Annotated in this window: 14 protein-coding genes; 9 read left to right on the top strand and 5 right to left on the bottom strand. The window is 44.8% G+C overall.

Translation table 11 applies throughout. The annotated features are described in order from the left end of the window. Window positions 1-17: 17 nt before the first annotated feature. Genes HOP38_RS02010 through HOP38_RS02000 form a run of 3 tightly spaced genes read right to left on the bottom strand, consistent with a single transcriptional unit; the run spans window position 18 to window position 5,089 of the window. Window positions 18-3,119 carry an efflux RND transporter permease subunit gene (locus tag HOP38_RS02010; protein WP_124940640.1) on the bottom strand — a complete coding sequence of 1,034 codons (3,102 nt, stop codon included), beginning with the start codon at window positions 3,117-3,119 and terminating at the stop codon, window positions 18-20. Continuing rightward, window positions 3,116-4,417: an efflux RND transporter periplasmic adaptor subunit gene (locus HOP38_RS02005; RefSeq protein WP_006074852.1), complete on the bottom strand. Its 1,302-nt coding sequence runs from the start codon at window positions 4,415-4,417 to the stop codon at window positions 3,116-3,118. The genes HOP38_RS02010 and HOP38_RS02005 overlap by 4 nt, the downstream gene beginning before the upstream one ends. A gap of 15 nt (window positions 4,418-4,432) precedes the next feature. Then, the gene (locus HOP38_RS02000; protein WP_198557320.1) at window positions 4,433-5,089 is read right to left on the bottom strand and encodes a TetR/AcrR family transcriptional regulator; all 657 of its coding nucleotides are present in this window, start codon (window positions 5,087-5,089) and stop codon (window positions 4,433-4,435) included. A 404-nt stretch (window positions 5,090-5,493) separates the two neighbouring features. On the opposite strand from HOP38_RS02000, the gene leuA reads away from it, so the two are divergent. The 5 genes from leuA to HOP38_RS01975 all read left to right on the top strand — a co-directional run bounded on the left by leuA (window position 5,494) and on the right by HOP38_RS01975 (window position 11,236). After that, a complete protein-coding gene (gene leuA, locus HOP38_RS01995; RefSeq protein WP_006074850.1) occupies window positions 5,494-7,041 on the top strand; it encodes a 2-isopropylmalate synthase in 1,548 nt (515 codons plus the stop codon). A gap of 120 nt (window positions 7,042-7,161) precedes the next feature. Further along, window positions 7,162-8,250 carry a 3-isopropylmalate dehydrogenase gene (gene leuB / locus HOP38_RS01990; protein ID WP_124940638.1) on the top strand — a complete coding sequence of 363 codons (1,089 nt, stop codon included), beginning with the start codon at window positions 7,162-7,164 and terminating at the stop codon, window positions 8,248-8,250. 60 nt (window positions 8,251-8,310) lie between these two features. Further along, entirely contained in the window at window positions 8,311-9,711 is a 1,401-nt protein-coding gene (leuC, locus tag HOP38_RS01985) for a 3-isopropylmalate dehydratase large subunit (protein ID WP_124940637.1), read from the top strand. Window positions 9,712-9,724: 13 nt separating this feature from the next. Beyond that, a complete protein-coding gene (gene leuD, locus HOP38_RS01980) occupies window positions 9,725-10,327 on the top strand; it encodes a 3-isopropylmalate dehydratase small subunit (protein ID WP_198557319.1) in 603 nt (200 codons plus the stop codon). A 117-nt stretch (window positions 10,328-10,444) separates the two neighbouring features. Continuing rightward, window positions 10,445-11,236, top strand: a complete 792-nt coding sequence (locus tag HOP38_RS01975) for a DUF547 domain-containing protein (RefSeq protein WP_198557318.1) — start codon at window positions 10,445-10,447, stop codon at window positions 11,234-11,236. 40 nt (window positions 11,237-11,276) lie between these two features. Here HOP38_RS01975 and HOP38_RS01970 read toward each other — a convergent pair whose 3' ends face one another. Both HOP38_RS01970 and djlA read right to left on the bottom strand, forming a co-directional pair. Next, window positions 11,277-11,819, bottom strand: a complete 543-nt coding sequence (locus HOP38_RS01970) for a DUF924 family protein (protein ID WP_198557317.1) — start codon at window positions 11,817-11,819, stop codon at window positions 11,277-11,279. Beyond that, window positions 11,819-12,667 (bottom strand): co-chaperone DjlA, encoded by an 849-nt coding sequence (gene djlA, locus HOP38_RS01965; RefSeq protein ID WP_038229178.1) that lies wholly within the window; start codon window positions 12,665-12,667, stop codon window positions 11,819-11,821. Before djlA ends, HOP38_RS01970 begins: the two co-directional genes overlap by 1 nt. A gap of 159 nt (window positions 12,668-12,826) precedes the next feature. Between djlA and lptD the strand changes: the two genes are divergently transcribed. The 4 genes from lptD to rsmA all read left to right on the top strand — a co-directional run bounded on the left by lptD (window position 12,827) and on the right by rsmA (window position 18,302). Then, a complete protein-coding gene (gene lptD, locus HOP38_RS01960) occupies window positions 12,827-15,145 on the top strand; it encodes an LPS assembly protein LptD (RefSeq protein WP_198557316.1) in 2,319 nt (772 codons plus the stop codon). Window positions 15,146-15,218: 73 nt separating this feature from the next. Beyond that, window positions 15,219-16,523 (top strand): peptidylprolyl isomerase SurA, encoded by a 1,305-nt coding sequence (surA, locus tag HOP38_RS01955; protein WP_038223090.1) that lies wholly within the window; start codon window positions 15,219-15,221, stop codon window positions 16,521-16,523. Continuing rightward, on the top strand, window positions 16,513-17,499 hold the full coding sequence (gene pdxA / locus HOP38_RS01950; protein ID WP_198557315.1) for a 4-hydroxythreonine-4-phosphate dehydrogenase PdxA: 987 nt from the start codon (window positions 16,513-16,515) through the stop codon (window positions 17,497-17,499). Before surA ends, pdxA begins: the two co-directional genes overlap by 11 nt. Beyond that, a complete protein-coding gene (gene rsmA / locus HOP38_RS01945) occupies window positions 17,496-18,302 on the top strand; it encodes a 16S rRNA (adenine(1518)-N(6)/adenine(1519)-N(6))-dimethyltransferase RsmA (RefSeq protein WP_006074840.1) in 807 nt (268 codons plus the stop codon). Before pdxA ends, rsmA begins: the two co-directional genes overlap by 4 nt. Window positions 18,303-18,341 lie beyond the last annotated feature (39 nt).

The raw sequence follows: 18,341 nt of genomic DNA, 5'->3' as shown, positions 1-18,341 counted from the left end.
TATTATGTTTACGCGAATTAGATTTCTTCGTGTTTGTGGACCAATCCCCAGTCAGCCAATATGGCGTACGCCGATGGAATCATAAATAACACCAAGGCTGTCGAAGCAAAAATACCAAACACAATCGAAATAACGAGCGGCTGAATAACCTGAGCTTGCAAGCTGGTCTCGGTAAGTAGAGGCAATAAACCTGCCGCCGTAGTCATTGAGGTTAAGAACACCGCACGAAAACGTTCACGGCTCGCTTTAACCACAGAGTCATGCACTGAATCGCCTTCATCCACATGGTGACGTATGTACTGCACCAAGAGAATCGAGTCATTCACTACAATACCGGCTAGCGACACAAATCCCATAATACTTGGCATACTCATTGAGTGTCCTAACAACAAGTGTCCCCATACCACACCAATAAAGGCTAAAGGAATCGCCAACATAACTACAAAAGGTTCAAGGTAACTTCTGAACTGATAACTCAGAATGGTGAATACGCCAAACAATCCTAATAGGAACCCCTTGGCCATTGACGCCCCAGTTTCTGCACTGTCTTTGGTTTCCCCTTCGAAGTCGAATCTCAATCCTGGGTATTCCTGCTGTAGTTTGCTGACTTCTTCAGCGCGGAACTGGCTGATAATATCGGTCGAGCTAGCTTTAGATGCGTCAACGTCACCAAATACGCTCACGGTTCTCAAACCATCAACGCGTTGGATACGCACATAGTTACGCTGAAAGTCTAACGTCGCGACAGAAGCCAGAGGAACTTGTGAACCGTCCGCCAGGAAAATCGGGAAATTAGCCAGCTGCTGGATATCCCCAATATCTTGCTTGTTGAGTTTCACCTCAATTTTAATGTTCTCCACCCCTACCTGAATTTCATCGGCAGTTTGACCAAAAAACGCGGCTCGAAGCTGGCTAGCAATCAGCTGACCATTAACACCAAAGCTCTCGGCACCTGGGCGTAATTTGACCAGAATTTCTTCTTTACCTAAACGCATATCGTCCAAGACACCACTGACACCATCAAACTCATTCAAGTATTGCTGTATCTCAACGGACGCCGCTTTTAGCATGTCTAGGTCATCATGCTTAATGCGAATTTCCAATGCACGGCCACCCGGCCCCATTGTCGGTTGCTTGAAAACTAATGAGATCGGATCAGCAAGCTCTCCCACATCTTCTCTCCAAGCCGCAATAAAATCATCGATCAAGGTATTTCGCTGCTCAGCACTGAGCAAATCCAGTCTCACAGTAGCAATATGTGGCCCTGATTCGTTAGCATCACGGTTGGTATTGAACTGACTAGTAATTTGTTTTACCAGTGGTTCGCCACCTTCCATTTCGTCGCTCCACTGCTTATTGAGTTTTTCAGCCGACGCTACAATTTTATCAACAACACGCTCTGTTTGAGACAAGGAAGCTCCTGGTGGCAGGATGATCCTCGCTTCAGCAATATCGCCATCTAATGAAGGGAATGGGTGGAACTTCACTACTCCACCAGCGATTAAGCTCACCGAGATAAGTAACATCGCAAAGACACTGCCCATAAAGGCATAGCGGTAGGAAACAACTTTGTCGACCGCATTCACTAATGTTGTATTGCGAAAATGCTCAAAGCGCTCGAGTAATACGCGTTTGAACTTTACGGGAGGCTTATCTTTATTATGTTTATGCAACGAGTGAGACAAGTGATTCGGCAAAATCAAAAATGCTTCAACCAGACTAAGCGACAACACCAAAATCAACACTTGTGGCACAGCACGCAGCACCGCCCCCATTTCTCCTTGCAGGAAGAGCAAGCTGCCGAAAATACACACGGTAGTCAAAAACGAGGAGATAACACCGGGTAGGACTTTCTTCACTCCATTGATGACCGCATCATCGATACTCTGTCCTCGATCAAGGTGAGATTGAATCGACTCTGCGATAACGATAGCATCATCCATCATGATACCGATGGCCATTAATAGCCCAACTAGCGACATGATATTGATCGACAGCCCGAGGTTAGCCATCAAGAAAAGACCACCAAGAAATGCCACCGGTAAGCCAGCGGCAACCCAAAACGAATAACGGAAACTAAAGAATAACCACATCGTCGCAAAGACTAATAAGATCCCCTGCCAGCCATTTTTGACCATCATGGTCAGACGATCCCAAAGTACCGATGACATATCGTTGGTCATTTCTAACGTCACGCCTTCTGGTGCGATAAGTCGCTGTGCATCCACAAATTTGGTGACCTGCTCTTTTACACGCAGTGCATCATCTTCTTTGTTTTTACTGATCTTCAGCACTGCAGAAGGCTTACCGTTGAACAGTACCTTTTGCTCATCAAGCTCAAAGCGGTCGGTAATGGTCGCTACATCTTTCAGGCGAATAAGTGCACCGCTGGGACTTGAACCGACAACAATAGACTCCAACTCTTGCGGGGTTACTCGTCGTTCATCAAAACGAATTAAGAAATTTTTGTCTTCAGTTTCAACATTACCACTCGGTAACTTGATGTTCTGATTACCAATTTGTACCGCGATATCACTGATACTGAGCCCCATTTGGCGCATGATTTGAGTGTTCAACTCCACACGATATTGGTGATCCGAGAAACCGCTCACATCAACAAGTGACACACCATAATCCAGCTTTAGAGTGCGCTTAAGCTGCTCGGCGTATGCCTTTAACTCTGGCCAACTGGTGTCCGCTGTAATAGCAACGTCTACCACAGGCTCATTCCAATCCAGCTCTTGAACTACTGGAGATTCAATCTCGTCAGGAAAATCGTTGATAGCATTAATTTGAGTTTGCACATCCACCAGCATACGGCCGATGTCTGCTCGCTCATTGAGTTTAAGCGTTAAACGCGCAGAACCTTCAATCGCTTCACATTTGGTTTCTTCAATATTTGATAGGCCATCGACGGCATCTTCCATTCGTACGCAGAGACTCTCTTCCACTTCCTGTGGCGATGCCCCCGGATAAGTGATAGCTGCCATAATATAAGGCGGATCAAACTCCGGGAAGGTTTCACGTTTTATGGTCGACAACGACGAGATACCCAATATCAACAATGCTAACATCAGCAAATTGGCAGCAGTTGGGTGCTTAGAGAAAAATCGAATCATTGGCTTGCCTCGTCGATGCTCTCTCTGACTAACATTCCTTCAATAGCGGGCAAAATATCGTTCAGAATCACTTTTTCACCTTGCTGTAGGTCACCAGTGATGATCACTTGATTATCCCTACGGTAAGAGACTTGTACCGAACGCATTTCAAGGCGATTTTCATCGTTCATCAAATAGATTTTATCGCCGTGCAAAGCGCGTTCAGGCACGAGCCAAGATGGCTGTTTCTGTCCTTCAATGGTTGCTTTTACAAACATCCCATTGACCAGCACTGGCGTACCCGCAAGGCCGTTGTTGCTTGGTAATTGAGAAACTTCCAGAATCACACCTGCTGTCGCTTGGTTGGCATCAACGGTTTCGCTGACACGTGCCACTTTAGCTGGCCACGTTGCCGTAAGGTTTCCGCTACTCAATTCCACAGTGGCTTGCAGCTTATCTAATTCAACATTACCACTTTGGCTCTCATCCCAATTCAGGGTATTCGACAACAGCTGCAAATCGTGAATCGACAACTGCGCTTCTACTTCCATCACATCGTTTAGGTGTGCTGTAACCATGGTTTGCTGCAAGTTCACTACTTGGTTTAACTCAGCATCCACTTCAGAAACACGCATCGTAACGGGCAAAACAATACGAGTCTTTTCCAATGAGCGCTTCGCTTCATCTACTTTCGCTTGGTTCACTTTCACCAAAGCTTGGGAGACACCTCTTTCATCCGGCATCAACGCCAATTGGTTTTCAATATCTTGAACCAACTTTTTCTGCGACAGCATATTTTGTTTTTGAGTATCGACATCAGACTGAGACGTTAAGCCACGCTTATTGAGGTCCACACGACGCTGGTATTCGTTTTCCGCGAGTTGTAAGCGGTTTATCTCAATAGATAGCGTTTGTTTCAGGTTCGCCTCTTCTTGGTCTAAACGAGCCAATTGAGTTTCGCTTGATTTAAGGTCGGCAATCGCCTGTGATAATTTGAGTTCGTAATCTAAAGGGTCAATACGAAGAATTTCCGTTCCCGCCGCTACCACGGTGCCTTTTTCTAAATTTGGATGCTTGTAAACAACCGCTCCTGTCACCTCAGCGATGGCCTTCCACTCAACTTTCGGTTCAGCTCGACCAAAGCCAATTGCGATAGGCGCTGACATCTGCGGTGCTAGAGTCATGGTATCCACGACTCTTGAACGATCTCCAGCGGGTTTCGTTGGCACATCGGGTCTCAGGTTTATTGCTGCAATGAGCGCAATTACACCAACTGCAAAGGCAGGAAAAAACAACAGCTTTTTATTTTTAGACGTCATAAGGTCACATTCTGATTAGTCGTTAGTAGGGTCGCGTAACAGCGCACGTGATAGCAATGAGATGTTGTGTTCGAGCAACTCATCTAGAAAGACTTCATTCAGTTCGATTCCGTGTAGTTGCAACATGGCAGGTGGCGCGACAAACGGAAACACCATGAGTGATATGAACGATACTTTACAAAGCTTCGGATCAATATCATCACGTAAATATCCTGCCTGTTGCAGTCGACCAAACATCAGGTCATGGTCTGGGCGAGCAAGATCAACAAACACTTTTTCAAACAGTCGTCTCTGTGTCGCCGAGGGAGGCATATGCATGATTTGAGCGACTAAACGCGGGAACTGTGGAACTTTGTTCATTTCGTGATAATAAATACGCATAAAATCAAACAAGTTACGATGATCGCCTTTCATAAAAACTTCATCCATTTTGTTTTTCATCGGGGCGATGGTCTCACGAACCATGGTTTCGAAGAGCCCCTCTTTGTTGCCAAAGTAGTAACGAATCATCGCAATATTGACGCCCGCTCGTTGCGCAATCAGGCGAGTCGATACCTTATCGTATGGCATGACAACAAACAGTTCACGAGCATGCTCTAGCAGCTTTTGTCGCGCGTCAGTTTGCTTTCTAGGGCGGCCTACCTTTCTCTTCTCTTGTTCCACAGGCTGCATAATTTAACCTTAATTATTAATCACAAGATTAATTATAGGACTGATACCTTTGCTTTATGCAGAACAATAATTCATCACAATTTAATCATTTGATTAATTTACTATTGAAAACGCTGAGACTGCAGTGCTCACTGATCCGATATCCAAGAAAAATCAGATTAACCCTTGACGCATGAGCTTGAGTGCGGTACTAATCTTGTAACTTAATTTTGTGGAATGCATAACAGTGTCATTACGTTTTTCTCTACTCCTGAACCTCCTCCTTATCGTGAAAACATCGCGCGGGTAGGTTGTGGACGAAAAACACCACTAAGAATTCTAAAAAAACCCGCTTAGACAAGCGGGTTTTTTTATATCGATTGAACTGGACGTAAACGATTAACCTGTACAAAGAGGAAGCAACTATGAAAGATCAGGTGATAATATTCGACACCACATTGCGTGACGGCGAGCAAGCACTTTCAGCAAGTCTGACAGTTAAAGAGAAACTGCAAATTGCTTATGCGCTCGAGCGTCTAGGTGTTGATGTTATTGAAGCTGGCTTCCCTATCTCCTCTCCAGGTGACTTTGAGTCAGTACAAACCATCGCTAAACACATCAAAAACAGTCGAGTTTGTGCATTGTCGCGCGCAGTGGCTAAAGATATTGATGCCGCCGCTGAAGCGTTAAAAGTCGCAGAAGCATTCCGTATTCACACGTTCATCTCTACCTCAACGGTTCACGTTCAAGATAAATTGCGTCGTAGTTATGACGATGTAGTCGAGATGGGCGTAAAAGCGGTGAAACATGCACGTAACTATACCGACGACGTTGAGTTCTCTTGTGAAGATGCAGGACGCACACCAATCGACAATCTTTGCCGTATGGTCGAAGCCGCTATTGACGCTGGCGCAAGTACTATCAATATTCCAGACACGGTAGGCTACACGGTTCCAAACGAATTCGGTGGTATCATCCAAACCCTTTTCAATCGCGTTCCTAACATCGACAAAGCGATTATTTCGGTGCACTGCCATGATGACTTAGGCATGTCTGTGGCGAACTCTATCGCAGCAGTCCAAGCAGGTGCTCGCCAAATTGAAGGCACCATCAATGGTATCGGTGAGCGCGCAGGTAACTGCTCTCTAGAAGAAATTGCGATGATTATTAAAACGCGCCAAGAGCTTCTAGGTGTTCATACTGGCCTGCAACATCAAGAAATCCATCGCACCAGTAAACTGGTTTCCCAGCTATGCAACATGCCAATTCAAGACAACAAAGCCATTGTTGGTGCGAATGCATTTAGCCACTCTTCAGGCATTCACCAAGACGGTATGTTGAAGAACAAAAATACCTACGAGATCATGACACCGGAATCCATTGGCCTAAAAGACAAAGCATTGAACCTAACGAGTCGTTCTGGTCGAGCTGCTGTTAAGAGTCATATGGATGCGATGGGTTACAACGAGAATGAATACAATCTAGACACGCTATATGAGGATTTCTTGAAGCTAGCGGATCGTAAAGGTCAGGTCTTTGATTACGATTTAGAAGCATTAATGCACTTTGCGAACTTGCGTGCCGAAGACGACTTCTTTAAGTTGAACTATCTAAGCGTTCAATCTGGTAGCATCATGGCAACGACAAGCATCAAGATTCAATGTGGTGATGAAGAGAAATGCGAGGCGGCCGTCGGTAACGGCCCAGTTGATGCGCTTTATCAATGTATCTATCGCGTGACGGGTTACGACATTGTTCTAGATAAGTTTGATTTGACTGCAAAAGGTGAAGGCGAAGATGGTTTGGGCCAAGCCGATATTATTGCTAACTACAAGGGTCGCAAATATCACGGGACTGGTGTCTCAACGGATATCGTTGAAGCTTCTGGTCAAGCCCTACTTCATGTTATCAATAGTATTCATCGCGCTGATCAGATTGAAGAGATGAAGCAGAAAAAAGTAGAGGCGGTCTAAGGTAAGCGTTCATTCCCAAGACCACAGGAAAATTTAGCCCCTTGCTGTTGTTGTCCAGACAATAGTTTTCAAGGGGCTTAAGAAATATAAGCAAATACAACATTTAAGGAAATTAGCCCCATGGCAGGTACTTACAAGATTGCAGTTCTACCAGGTGATGGTATTGGCCCAGAAGTTATGGCTCAAGCACATAAAGTGTTGGATGCGATTTCAGAGAAGCACAGCATTACACTAGAACGTGAAGAATACGATGTAGGTGGTATCGCCATCGATAATCACGGTTGCCCTCTTCCAGAGAGCACAGTGAAAGGCTGTGAAGAATCAAACGCAATCCTATTCGGTTCAGTTGGAGGTCCCAAGTGGGAGCACCTTCCACCCAATGACCAGCCAGAACGTGGCGCCCTTCTACCACTTCGCAAACACTTCCAACTATTCTGTAATTTACGTCCAGCGCAAATTCACGCTGGTCTAGAAGACTTTTCACCTCTTCGTGCTGATATTTCAGCAAAAGGCTTCGATATTGTAGTGGTTCGTGAGTTAACAGGTGGCATCTACTTTGGTCAGCCAAAAGGTCGTGAAGGTGAAGGCCCGACAGAAAAAGCGTTTGATACTGAGGTCTACCACCGTTTTGAAATTGAACGCATTGCCAAGATTGCCTTTGAGTCCGCACGTCTTCGCAACAAAAACGTTTACTCCATCGATAAAGCGAATGTTTTACAAAGCTCTATCCTATGGCGTGAAGTCGTTGAAGAAGTAGCAAAAGAGTACCCAGATGTCACTCTAAACCACATGTACATCGATAACGCAACCATGCAATTAATCAAAGATCCGGCTCAGTTTGACATCATGCTTTGCTCTAACATCTTTGGTGACATCATTTCTGATGAGTGTGCGATGATCACAGGTTCTATGGGCATGTTGCCATCAGCAAGTCTTAATGAAAGTCAATTCGGTCTCTACGAGCCAGCTGGCGGCAGTGCACCAGACATCGCTGGTAAAAACATTGCTAACCCAGTAGCACAAATTCTTTCTGCTGCGCTAATGCTTCGTTACAGCTTAGGTGAAGAGGCCGCAGCGCAAGACATCGAAGCCGCAGTTAGTAAGGCACTATCTGCAGGCGAGTTAACGGCGGATCTAGCAGGCGATAAGCCAGCACTTAGCACCTCTGAGATGGGTGACAAGATCGCAAGTTACGTATTGAACTCATAATTACAACATCGCCTTCGCTGCGCCTATAGGGGCGTGGCGGAAGAAGCAAGGAATTTAGCAATGTCAAAAACACTATACGAAAAAGTCTACGATGCACACGTCGCCGTAGAAGCGGAGGGTGAAAACCCAATCCTATATATCGATCGTCACTTGGTTCATGAAGTAACATCTCCTCAAGCATTTGATGGTCTGCGCGAAAAAGGTCGCCAAGTGCGCCAAGTAGGTAAGACTTTCGCGACGATGGACCACAACGTTTCGACAACGACCAAAGACATCAACGCCTCTGGTGAAATGGCACGTATCCAGATGGAAACGCTATCCAAGAACTGCGAAGAATTCGGGGTGACACTTTACGATATCAATCATAAATACCAAGGTATTGTTCATGTTATGGGCCCAGAGCTTGGTATTACGCTACCAGCGATGACCATTGTTTGTGGTGATTCGCATACGGCTACTCACGGTGCATTTGGTTCATTGGCATTTGGCATTGGTACCTCAGAAGTAGAACACGTCCTAGCGACTCAGACACTAAAACAATCTCGCGCTAAAGCGATGAAGATTGAAGTCAAAGGTAAAGTGGCTCCCGGTGTAACGGCAAAAGATATCGTCCTAGCCATTATCGGTGAAACTACAGCAGCAGGTGGTACGGGTTACGTCGTTGAGTTCTGTGGTGAAGCGATTACTGACCTTTCTATGGAAGGTCGTATGACGGTATGTAACATGGCTATCGAACTCGGTGCGAAAGCAGGTCTTATCGCTCCTGATGAGACGACGTTTGAGTATCTAAAAGGCCGTAAGTTCGCTCCTCAAGGCGCTGACTGGGATGCTGCCGTTGAATACTGGAAAACCTTTAAAACCGATGACGATGCTAAGTTTGACGCTGTCGTTACACTAAACGGTGCCGATATTAAACCTCAGGTTACTTGGGGCACCAACCCTGGCCAAGTTATTGCCGTTGACCAACCTATTCCATCACCGGAAAGCTTTGCTGATCCAGTAGAAAAAGCATCTGCAGAAAAAGCGCTGGCTTATATGGGTCTAGAAGCGGGTAAATCACTTAAAGACTACCCAGTAGACAAAGTATTTGTAGGTTCTTGTACTAACTCTCGTATCGAAGATATGCGTGCTGCAGCCGCTGTTGCTAAAGGTCGTAAAGTCGCAGATCATGTGCAAGCTTTGATTGTCCCTGGCTCAGAGCAGGTAAAAGCTCAGGCTGAAGCGGAAGGCTTAGACTCTATCTTTAAAGAAGCGGGCTTTGAATGGCGCTTGCCAGGCTGCTCAATGTGTCTGGCGATGAACAATGACCGCCTAGGCCCACAGGAGCGCTGTGCCTCTACCAGTAACCGTAACTTTGAAGGTCGTCAAGGCCGTGACGGTCGCACACACCTAGTGAGTCCTGCAATGGCAGCCGCAGCGGCTATCGCAGGTCATTTTGTTGATATCAGAGAGCTAGACTAAGAAGGAAACCCACATGTCAGGATTTAAACAACACACCGGCTTAGTCGTGCCTTTAGATGCAGCGAATGTCGATACCGACGCCATCATCCCTAAGCAGTTTTTACAGAAAGTAACTCGCACTGGTTTTGGTAAACACCTATTCCACGACTGGCGCTTCTTGGACGACGCAGGCGAGCAAGACAATCCAGAGTTTGTTATGAATGCTCCTCGCTATCAAGGCGCTAGCATCTTACTTGCTCGTGAAAACTTTGGCTGTGGCTCTTCGCGTGAACACGCTCCCTGGGCACTGGCTGATTACGGCATCCAAGTTATGATCGCTCCAAGCTTTGCTGATATCTTCTATGGCAACTCTATCAACAACCAAATGGTACCAGTTCGGTTAACGGAGCAAGAGGTGGATGAACTGTTCCAATACGTCGAAGCAAACGAAGGTGCCGAGATAACTGTCGACCTAGAAGCAATGAGAGTAACTGCTAACGGTAAGTCTTACAGCTTTGAGATTGACGAATTCCGTCGCCACTGCCTATTAAACGGTCTAGACAACATTGGTCTAACGTTGCAGCACGAAGACAAAATTGCAGCGTATGAAGCCAACATTCCTAGCTTCCTAAAATAAGAGTCAAAACGAATTGATAAATCCCAGCCAAGTGCTGGGATTTTTTTCACTCAATTGAAATAACTTGGCATCTTTACAGGTCTGATGGATTAGCCTTACATAAAATGGATCGTTGCTATGGTCAAAACACTGCTTAAAGCACTCACGGCTTCTCTCTTATTGTTTAGTTTTACTGCGTTTTCCGCGCCGAAATCTGAGCTTTGGACTTACTGGAATTCAAGTAATGAAGCAAACCTTCAAAACGTGTCACACCAAAGTTGGCAAGCCTTTCTTGATAAGTATTTGGTAGTAGAAGGTGATAACACCTTGGTACGTTACGTTCGAGTTTCTCCAAACGATAAGCAGCAATTAAAAAGTTATTTGTCGGAACTCGCAGCCATCGACCCAAGAACACTGAATAAAGCGGAGCAATACGCTTACTGGGTGAACCTCTACAATGCGATTACCGTTGACCTAATTTTGGATAATTACCCAGTAAAATCGATTACAAAGCTGGGTGGTTTATTTAGCTTTGGACCTTGGGGAGATGATGTCATTACAATTACAGGTCAGACACTGACGCTTAATGATATTGAGCATAGAATCCTTCGTCCTATTTGGAATGACCCAAGAACCCATTACGCCGTTAACTGCGCCAGTTTAGGGTGTCCAAACCTGCAACCTCAAGCATTCACATCAAGCAATACAGAAGCGTTACTGGAACAGGCGGCAAGCACTTTTATCAACTCAAATAAAGGCGTAAACATCAAAGGTGACAAGGCAACACTTTCGTCGATTTACGACTGGTTTGCTGAGGACTTCAAAGCTCAAGGTGGCGTCATTGCTCATATGGCAAAATACAGCCCTAAGCTAACAGGGTTTGCGGGTAAAATTGACTACGATTACGATTGGGCTTTAAACAAAAAATAGTATTAGGGTCCAGGCTTGCTTGCCTAGACCTTACTACACTTCAAAAACTAGAGCCGGGCTGGGTAAGAAATTCCAGCTCTTCCTCACTAGATTGTCGCCCTAAAATCTTATTCCGATGTGGGTAGCGGCCAAATCGCTCGATAATCACTTTGTGGCGATATTCAAAATCCAGGTTATTTTCAAGACCGCTTTGTTTAAACAAGCGCACAGCCTCTTCATGAACAACCAAAGATTCGCTATGCATATAAGGCATGTATAAGAAGCTACGTTGCTCTTCACTTAGCTTCATATCTTCGCCTAATGCTACCGCTTCTTGGGCGAGTACCAACGCCATTGGGTCGGACAAAAATGACTGAGGCTTACCACGATATAAATTCCGAGAAAACTGGTCTAATACTATGATTTCAGCTAGGCGTCCTTGTGGGCTTTGACGCCACGTATACAGTTCACCGAGCGCGGCTTTATTATGCAGCGCCAAAAAGCGCTGCTCTATAAGGCTATCTAGTGCCTCATCGCCTGAGAACCAATCTGCAGGCGTTAATTCACCAAACCAAAAGTCCAGTACATCCTTGTCTGTCTGCATTATTTAAATCCCTTCACCTTCTTAATTAAATCATAGGCATTTTGAATCTCTTGAGATTTTTCTTTTGCCATATTCATCATTTCAGGTGGCAAACCTTTAGCCATCAGTTTATCTGGATGATGCTCATTCATCAGTTTACGATAAGCTCGTTTGAGTGTTTTCGCATCGGCATCTTCAGACACACCAAGCACATCATACGCATCAGAAAGCTGCGACGCACTGCTCGCTTGCTGCCAACTTCCTGATTGTTGACCACCTTGATAGTGACCACCACCGAAATTACCACCTTGTTGGAATCGGAACGCCGCTTCTTGCATTCGTAATCGCTGCTCTAACTGCTGAGCTGAAAAGCCAAGTCCTTGTGCAATCCGGTGCAACACTTCTCGTTCAGCAGGGTGAACACTTCCGTCAGCAAAGGCTGCTGAAATTTGCAATTCCAAAAAGAACTGAAGCAGATCATGACGACCGCCCGACGAAATACGGACCTTATCAAGAATACGTTCTAACGGAAAATCCGCCGACTTCCCTTCGCGGAACGCTTCTTGAGCTGCTCTTTTTTGCTCACTATTAAGGTTCATACGATCCATCATAATGGTCGCTAGTTGAATCTCTTCTTTAGTGACTTGTCCTTTCGCTTTGGCAACATGCCCCATCACAGCATAGGCAGAGGTGAGAAATTCTTCTTGTCGTTTAGCTTGATCTGCACCGCCAAATCCACCTCGTGCAAAACCACCTTGATTTAATCGTCTCGCTTTATCGAACTGGTGCCCAATGAATAAACCGAACAGCGCACCTAACGGTCCGCCAAATAACATGCCGAAAAATACGCCTAAAATTTTACCTATCATGTGATTTATGTGCTCTTTATTTATGAATTTTTGCGCTGATTCGCAGTCTACTAGTGTCGTTAAGGTCAATTTCCTTTATGATAGAGACCGTCTTATAAACGATTCAATATCAATCGAATTCAACTGAATGAATCAAGTTAAACAGGATAGTACAACTCGATGTCACGTTTTTCCCGCACATATCTAGCGGCCTCAATAGGTGCTGCGCTGCTAGCGTCTTACGCACATGCCGAAGAAACATCGAAAAATAGTGGGCAAACTATGCCACCAGCAGAGCAGTGCTCTGTTGATACTGCACAAAGTTCCGATTCCAATCAAGAGCCAATCAATATAGAAGCGGACTCTTTGGAAGCGATCAGTGGACAACGCGCGACATATAAAGGCGATGTAGTGGTAGTTCAAGGCAATAAAACCATCACCGCAGATAATGTCACACTTCATCAAAAAGAAAATATCGTTGTCGCTGAAGGTAACGTGGTAATGAATGATGGTGAGATCCGAGCAGTCTCTGACAAAGCCACAAACAACCTCAATAAAGATGAAATTACTCTTGAGAACACGCAATATCAATTTTTGTGTACCCCAGGCCGTGGCGATGCAGTATTTGTTTCCAAGACTGGTAAAAAGCTATATGAGATTGAAGATGGCTCGATTACTTCATGCCCAGAAGGAGACAACTCATGGCGTTTCTTAGCTTCTGGTATTGATATTGATCCAGACGAGGAAGTCGCAACACTTTATAATTCAAGAGTTGAAGTTCAGAACGTCCCTATCTTTTATTTGCCATATATGCAGATGCCTATTGGTGACAGACGCAAAACCGGCGTGTTACGACCATCTGCATCACTTGGTTCTAAGAATGGTTTTGAGTTTGCACTACCTGTTTACTGGAACCTAGCTGAAAACTACGATTTGCTTACTACTTTCAATTATATGCAAAACCGTGGGTTACAACTTAAAGGTGATTTTAGATACTTAACTTCAAATAGTACTGGTCGACTGCAAGCTGAAGTTTTAGGTAAAGATAAGAAGTTCGAGGATAAGGGCGCTCGCTGGGCGAGTCAATTCACGAACAATACTACATTCAACTCCAATTGGGGGCTGAAGGTCGATTACTCTCAAGTCAGTGACATCGATTATTTTACAGACATGGACTCGAGTCTAGGTAATCGCTCAGATGGTCAACTATTACAAGAAGGTGACGTTACCTATCGAAATGCCAATTGGGATACTGCTCTTAGAGTTCGAGATTTCCAAATTTTGGTTGAAAATAGCCAACCTTACCAACTAGCGCCTCAATTTGAAGCTAACTATTACCTACCTAATTTCTATAAGGGATTAGACTTTGACGTGGTTAGTCATATTTCACATTTCACAATAAATGATGAAAACAAGCCGGAAGCCACCCGTGTTCATATTGAGCCTGGACTAACTCTGCCTCTCGCCACGACGTGGGGGACATGGACAACAGAAGCTCGCTATTTATCTACCTATTACGATCAAGACATACGTAAACCGGTTCTTGATAATAATGGCAACGTCAGGCCTTTAGAAGAAACGGTTTTTCGTAATATTCCACAATTTAGAACACATGCAGGCTTGGTTTTAGAGCGAGATACATCCTTCATTAGTGGTTACACTCAAACCTTGGAGCCTCAAGCTCAGTACCTCTATGTACCACAAGTCGATCAAAGTGGCATTTACGAATATGACACGACACTATTGCAAACTGACTACTATGGTCTGTTCCGTTCGAGAAAATACAGTGGTGTGGATAAAATAGCCGCCGCTAATCAAGTAAGTTATGGCGCAACTAGCCGCTTTTTTGATTCGGGAAATAGAGAGCGACTGGCAGTATCGTTTGGTCAAATTTACTATTTAGACTCTGAAACAAAACAATCAAATTCACCATCTGATGATACCTCATCAAACTACTCCGCTTGGGCTATCGAAACGGATTTCAACTACAATGATCGTGTGTTCTATCGTGGCGGTATTCAATACGACATTGATAGTTCTCAAGTTTCATTGGGCAATAGTGCAATTGAATATCGTGTCGGTGGAGACTTTATTCAAGCCAACTATCGATATGTGACCAAAGAGTACATAGAGAATACGGTTAGTCTGAATGATATTGACTCAATAACTAAAAAAGGCATCTCTCAGATTGGCTTATTAGGCGGCTATCGTGTAAACCAGAATTGGGTACTCCAAGGACAGTATTTTTACGATACGACCGAAAATACCTCAATGGAATGGCTGGCTCAAATTCAATATGAGTCTGATTGTTGGTATCTCGGATTTGATCTAAGTAAACAACTTAGATCGTGGGAAAATGGTATAGGTAATGATCCCGTATTTGAGCAAAATATACGAGTCAACTTTGGGATCACAGGCTTAGGCGGAAGCACTGCGCCACCACCATCACCTACAGGAAACGCGCTAGGATACAGCCGACCATTTACCCTGAATAACTGATCGTTAGACTGAAATTAGGAACTTTATCAACTTCACAGACTCTTAGTCTGTGAAGTTTTCACTAGGAATATCGATGAAATTTATAAGCAAACTCCTTTCAACATGTCTTTTGTCGGTTATGGCTTTACATGCCATTGCCGAGCCCGTTGAGCTTGATCGCGTTCGTGTTATCGTCAACGATGGCGTTATCCTACAAAGTGATATTGATTCTGCCACTAAGACTCTTACTGCCAACGCTCGTAAGAATGACCAAGAGCTACCTTCTGCAGATATTATCCAAGAGCAAATCCTCGATAAACTGATCTTAGAAAAGCTGCAATTACAAGAAGCTGATCGCATTGGTGTTCGTATCGATGATAACCGACTAGAAAGCACGCTTAACGATATTGCTAAAAACAACAATCAAACCATCGAGCAACTTCGCCAAACCGTACGTGAAGAAGGACTAACGTGGGAAGCATTTCGTGAACAAATTCGTGATGAAATCGCCGCCAGTGAAGCTCGTAACGCTATGGTAAGACAACGAATCAACATTCTACCAGCTGAAGTCGATAACCTCGCAGAGCTGCTTGCTAAAGAAAGCGACGCCACTGTGACCTATAAGATTCGTCACATTCAATTGCGCTTTAATGATGGCGAAGATAAAAGCGTTCAAGAGCAGCAAGCGAAGGATCTAGTTGCACGCCTAAAATCGGGTGAAGATTTTGCCACTATGGCATATACCTACTCAAAAGGTCCGAAAGCGCTAGAAGGCGGTGATTGGGGCTGGATGCGTAAAGAAGAGATGCCAACCATCTTTGCTGACCAAATTAAGATGCAAACTAAAGGCACTATTATTGGTCCATTCCGCAGCGGTGTTGGTTTTCACATCTTAAAAATTGAAGACGTTAAAGGCTTAGAGACGGTGTCTGTTACTGAAGTAAACGCACGACACATTCTTATCAAACCTACGGTTATTTTAAGTGATGAAGGGGTTCAAAGAGAGCTCAACAATATCATCGCTAAAGTTCAATCTGGTGAATCTACCTTTGCTGAAATGGCCGAGCAATATAGCCAAGACCCTGGCTCAGCCGTCCAAGGCGGCGAACTGGGTTACCAAACACCAGAACTATACGTTCCGGAGTTCAAGCATCAGGTTGAAACCTTACCTATTGGCCAAATCAGTAAACCATTTAAAACCGTACACGGTTGGCACATCGTCGAAGTTCTAGATCGTAGAGATGTCGACAAGACAGGCTCAGCCATGCAGAACCGCGCATACCGCATCTTGTTCAATCGTAAGTTCAATGAAGAAGCTTCGGCCTGGATTCAAGAACTTCGCGCCAGTGCATTCGTAGAAATGGTGAACGATGATGAGGAAGATAACAATGCCAACTAAGCGTATTGTTGTTACCGCCGGAGAGCCTGCAGGTATAGGCCCCGATCTCGCGGTTGCTCTCTCACAGCGAGACTGGCCACATCAAGTTGTTGTCTGTGCTGATAAGACCTTAATTGCCGAGCGTGCACAGCAGCTTGGCATTGAGATCGACCTACTCGATTATGATCCGACGGTTTATGATTCACATTGCAAAGGCCGCTTGGTTATTTTACATGAGCCGTTGCAAGTCCCTGCCAAAGCAGGAAAGTTAGACGAAGCGAATGGACAATACGTGTTAAATACCCTGGAAAAAGCAGCAAAAGGCTGTATGAAAGGTGAATTTGATGCTATTGTCACCGGCCCTGTGCATAAAGGGGTGATCAATCGAGCAGGAGTCAGCTTTAGTGGCCATACTGAGTTCTTTGCAGAAGTATCAAATACACCACTTGTGGTCATGATGCTGGCAACGGAAGGATTAAGAACCGCACTTGTCACGACTCACCTTCCATTATCGGAAGTACCTGCAGCCATCACCGAAGATCGTGTTACACGCATTGTTGATATATTGCATCACGACTTGGTCACCAAGTTTGGTATTACCAAACCCAATATCTATGTCTGTGGCCTCAACCCTCACGCAGGTGAAGATGGCTGCTTAGGTATGGAAGAGATAGAAACTATCACTCCTACCCTAGAGAAACTTCGCACAGAAAAAGATTATCAACTTATCGGCCCATTACCCGCCGATACGATATTTAATGACAAATATTTACGCGATGCGGATGCTGTCTTAGGCATGTATCACGATCAAGTTCTCCCTGTACTTAAATACAAGGGCTTCGGTCGTTCAGTAAACATCACTCTTGGTCTACCCTTTATAAGGACATCGGTCGATCATGGCACTGCATTGGATCTTGCTGGCACTGGTCAAGCAGATTTTGGCAGCTTTGAGACAGCACTGGCGTACGCAATAGATTTAGTAGAGAGCAGACAATGAGAAATGATGTCCACCTAGGGCACAAAGCAAGAAAGCGTTTTGGTCAAAACTTCCTAAATGATCCTTACGTTATCGACGGGATTGTATCAGCAATTAATCCGCGTCCAGGTCAAAACTTAGTTGAGATTGGCCCAGGTCTTGGTGCGATTACTGAACCAGTAGGCAAAGAAGTCGACAAGTTTACAGTTATTGAATTAGACCGAGATCTTGCGGAGCGTCTACGCAATCACCCAGATTTGGGAGATAAGCTCACCATTCACGAAGGTGACGCTATGCGTTTTGACTTTACTCAACTTGTTAATCCAAATAACAAGCTGCGTATCTTCGGTAACCTGCCGTACAACATCTCTACACCTTTGATGTTCCACTTATTTGAGTTCCATAAAGACATCCAAGATATGCACTTTATGCTACAAAAAGAAGTGGTGAATCGCCTTGCCGCCGGTCCAGGCACAAAAGCTTACGGCCGTCTGACTGTCATGGCTCAGTATTACTGCAAAGTGGTTCCAGTACTTGAAGTACCACCAACAGCATTTGTTCCACCACCGAAAGTAGATTCAGCGGTAGTAAGATTGGTTCCTTATGAAGAACTACCTTATCCTGCGACTAGTTTGAAATGGCTAGATAGAGTCTGTCGTGATGGCTTTAACCAGCGTCGTAAAACCGTTCGTAATTGCTACAAGTCTCTTATGTCGGCAGAAACGCTGGAAGAACTGGGCGTAAACCCTTCTATGCGACCAGAGAATCTAACATTACAACAGTTCGTAGCCATGGCTAACTGGTTAGATGAAAATCATAACTAATTCATTAAAAAACGCTCACTAGCTTGCTAATGGGCGTTT

This window comes from Vibrio mediterranei (genome assembly GCF_013364395.1).
GTDB lineage: Bacteria > Pseudomonadota > Gammaproteobacteria > Enterobacterales > Vibrionaceae > Vibrio > Vibrio mediterranei.
Note: the sequence above shows the minus strand (reverse complement) of the source record. Positions and strands in the feature narration are given on the sequence as shown.

Bases quoted from the DNA above. Each gene is read 5' to 3' on its own strand.
- HOP38_RS02010 (WP_124940640.1), bottom strand. From the start codon at position 3,119: ATGATTCGATTTTTCTCTAAGCACCCAACTGCTGCCAATTTGCTGATG.
- HOP38_RS02005 (WP_006074852.1), bottom strand. From the start codon at position 4,417: ATGACGTCTAAAAATAAAAAGCTGTTGTTTTTTCCTGCCTTTGCAGTT.
- HOP38_RS02000 (WP_198557320.1), bottom strand. From the start codon at position 5,089: ATGCAGCCTGTGGAACAAGAGAAGAGAAAGGTAGGCCGCCCTAGAAAG.
- leuA (WP_006074850.1), top strand. From the start codon at position 5,494: ATGAAAGATCAGGTGATAATATTCGACACCACATTGCGTGACGGCGAG.
- leuB (WP_124940638.1), top strand. From the start codon at position 7,162: ATGGCAGGTACTTACAAGATTGCAGTTCTACCAGGTGATGGTATTGGC.
- leuC (WP_124940637.1), top strand. From the start codon at position 8,311: ATGTCAAAAACACTATACGAAAAAGTCTACGATGCACACGTCGCCGTA.
- leuD (WP_198557319.1), top strand. From the start codon at position 9,725: ATGTCAGGATTTAAACAACACACCGGCTTAGTCGTGCCTTTAGATGCA.
- HOP38_RS01975 (WP_198557318.1), top strand. From the start codon at position 10,445: ATGGTCAAAACACTGCTTAAAGCACTCACGGCTTCTCTCTTATTGTTT.
- HOP38_RS01970 (WP_198557317.1), bottom strand. From the start codon at position 11,819: ATGCAGACAGACAAGGATGTACTGGACTTTTGGTTTGGTGAATTAACG.
- djlA (WP_038229178.1), bottom strand. From the start codon at position 12,667: ATGATAGGTAAAATTTTAGGCGTATTTTTCGGCATGTTATTTGGCGGA.
- lptD (WP_198557316.1), top strand. From the start codon at position 12,827: ATGTCACGTTTTTCCCGCACATATCTAGCGGCCTCAATAGGTGCTGCG.
- surA (WP_038223090.1), top strand. From the start codon at position 15,219: ATGAAATTTATAAGCAAACTCCTTTCAACATGTCTTTTGTCGGTTATG.
- pdxA (WP_198557315.1), top strand. From the start codon at position 16,513: ATGCCAACTAAGCGTATTGTTGTTACCGCCGGAGAGCCTGCAGGTATA.
- rsmA (WP_006074840.1), top strand. From the start codon at position 17,496: ATGAGAAATGATGTCCACCTAGGGCACAAAGCAAGAAAGCGTTTTGGT.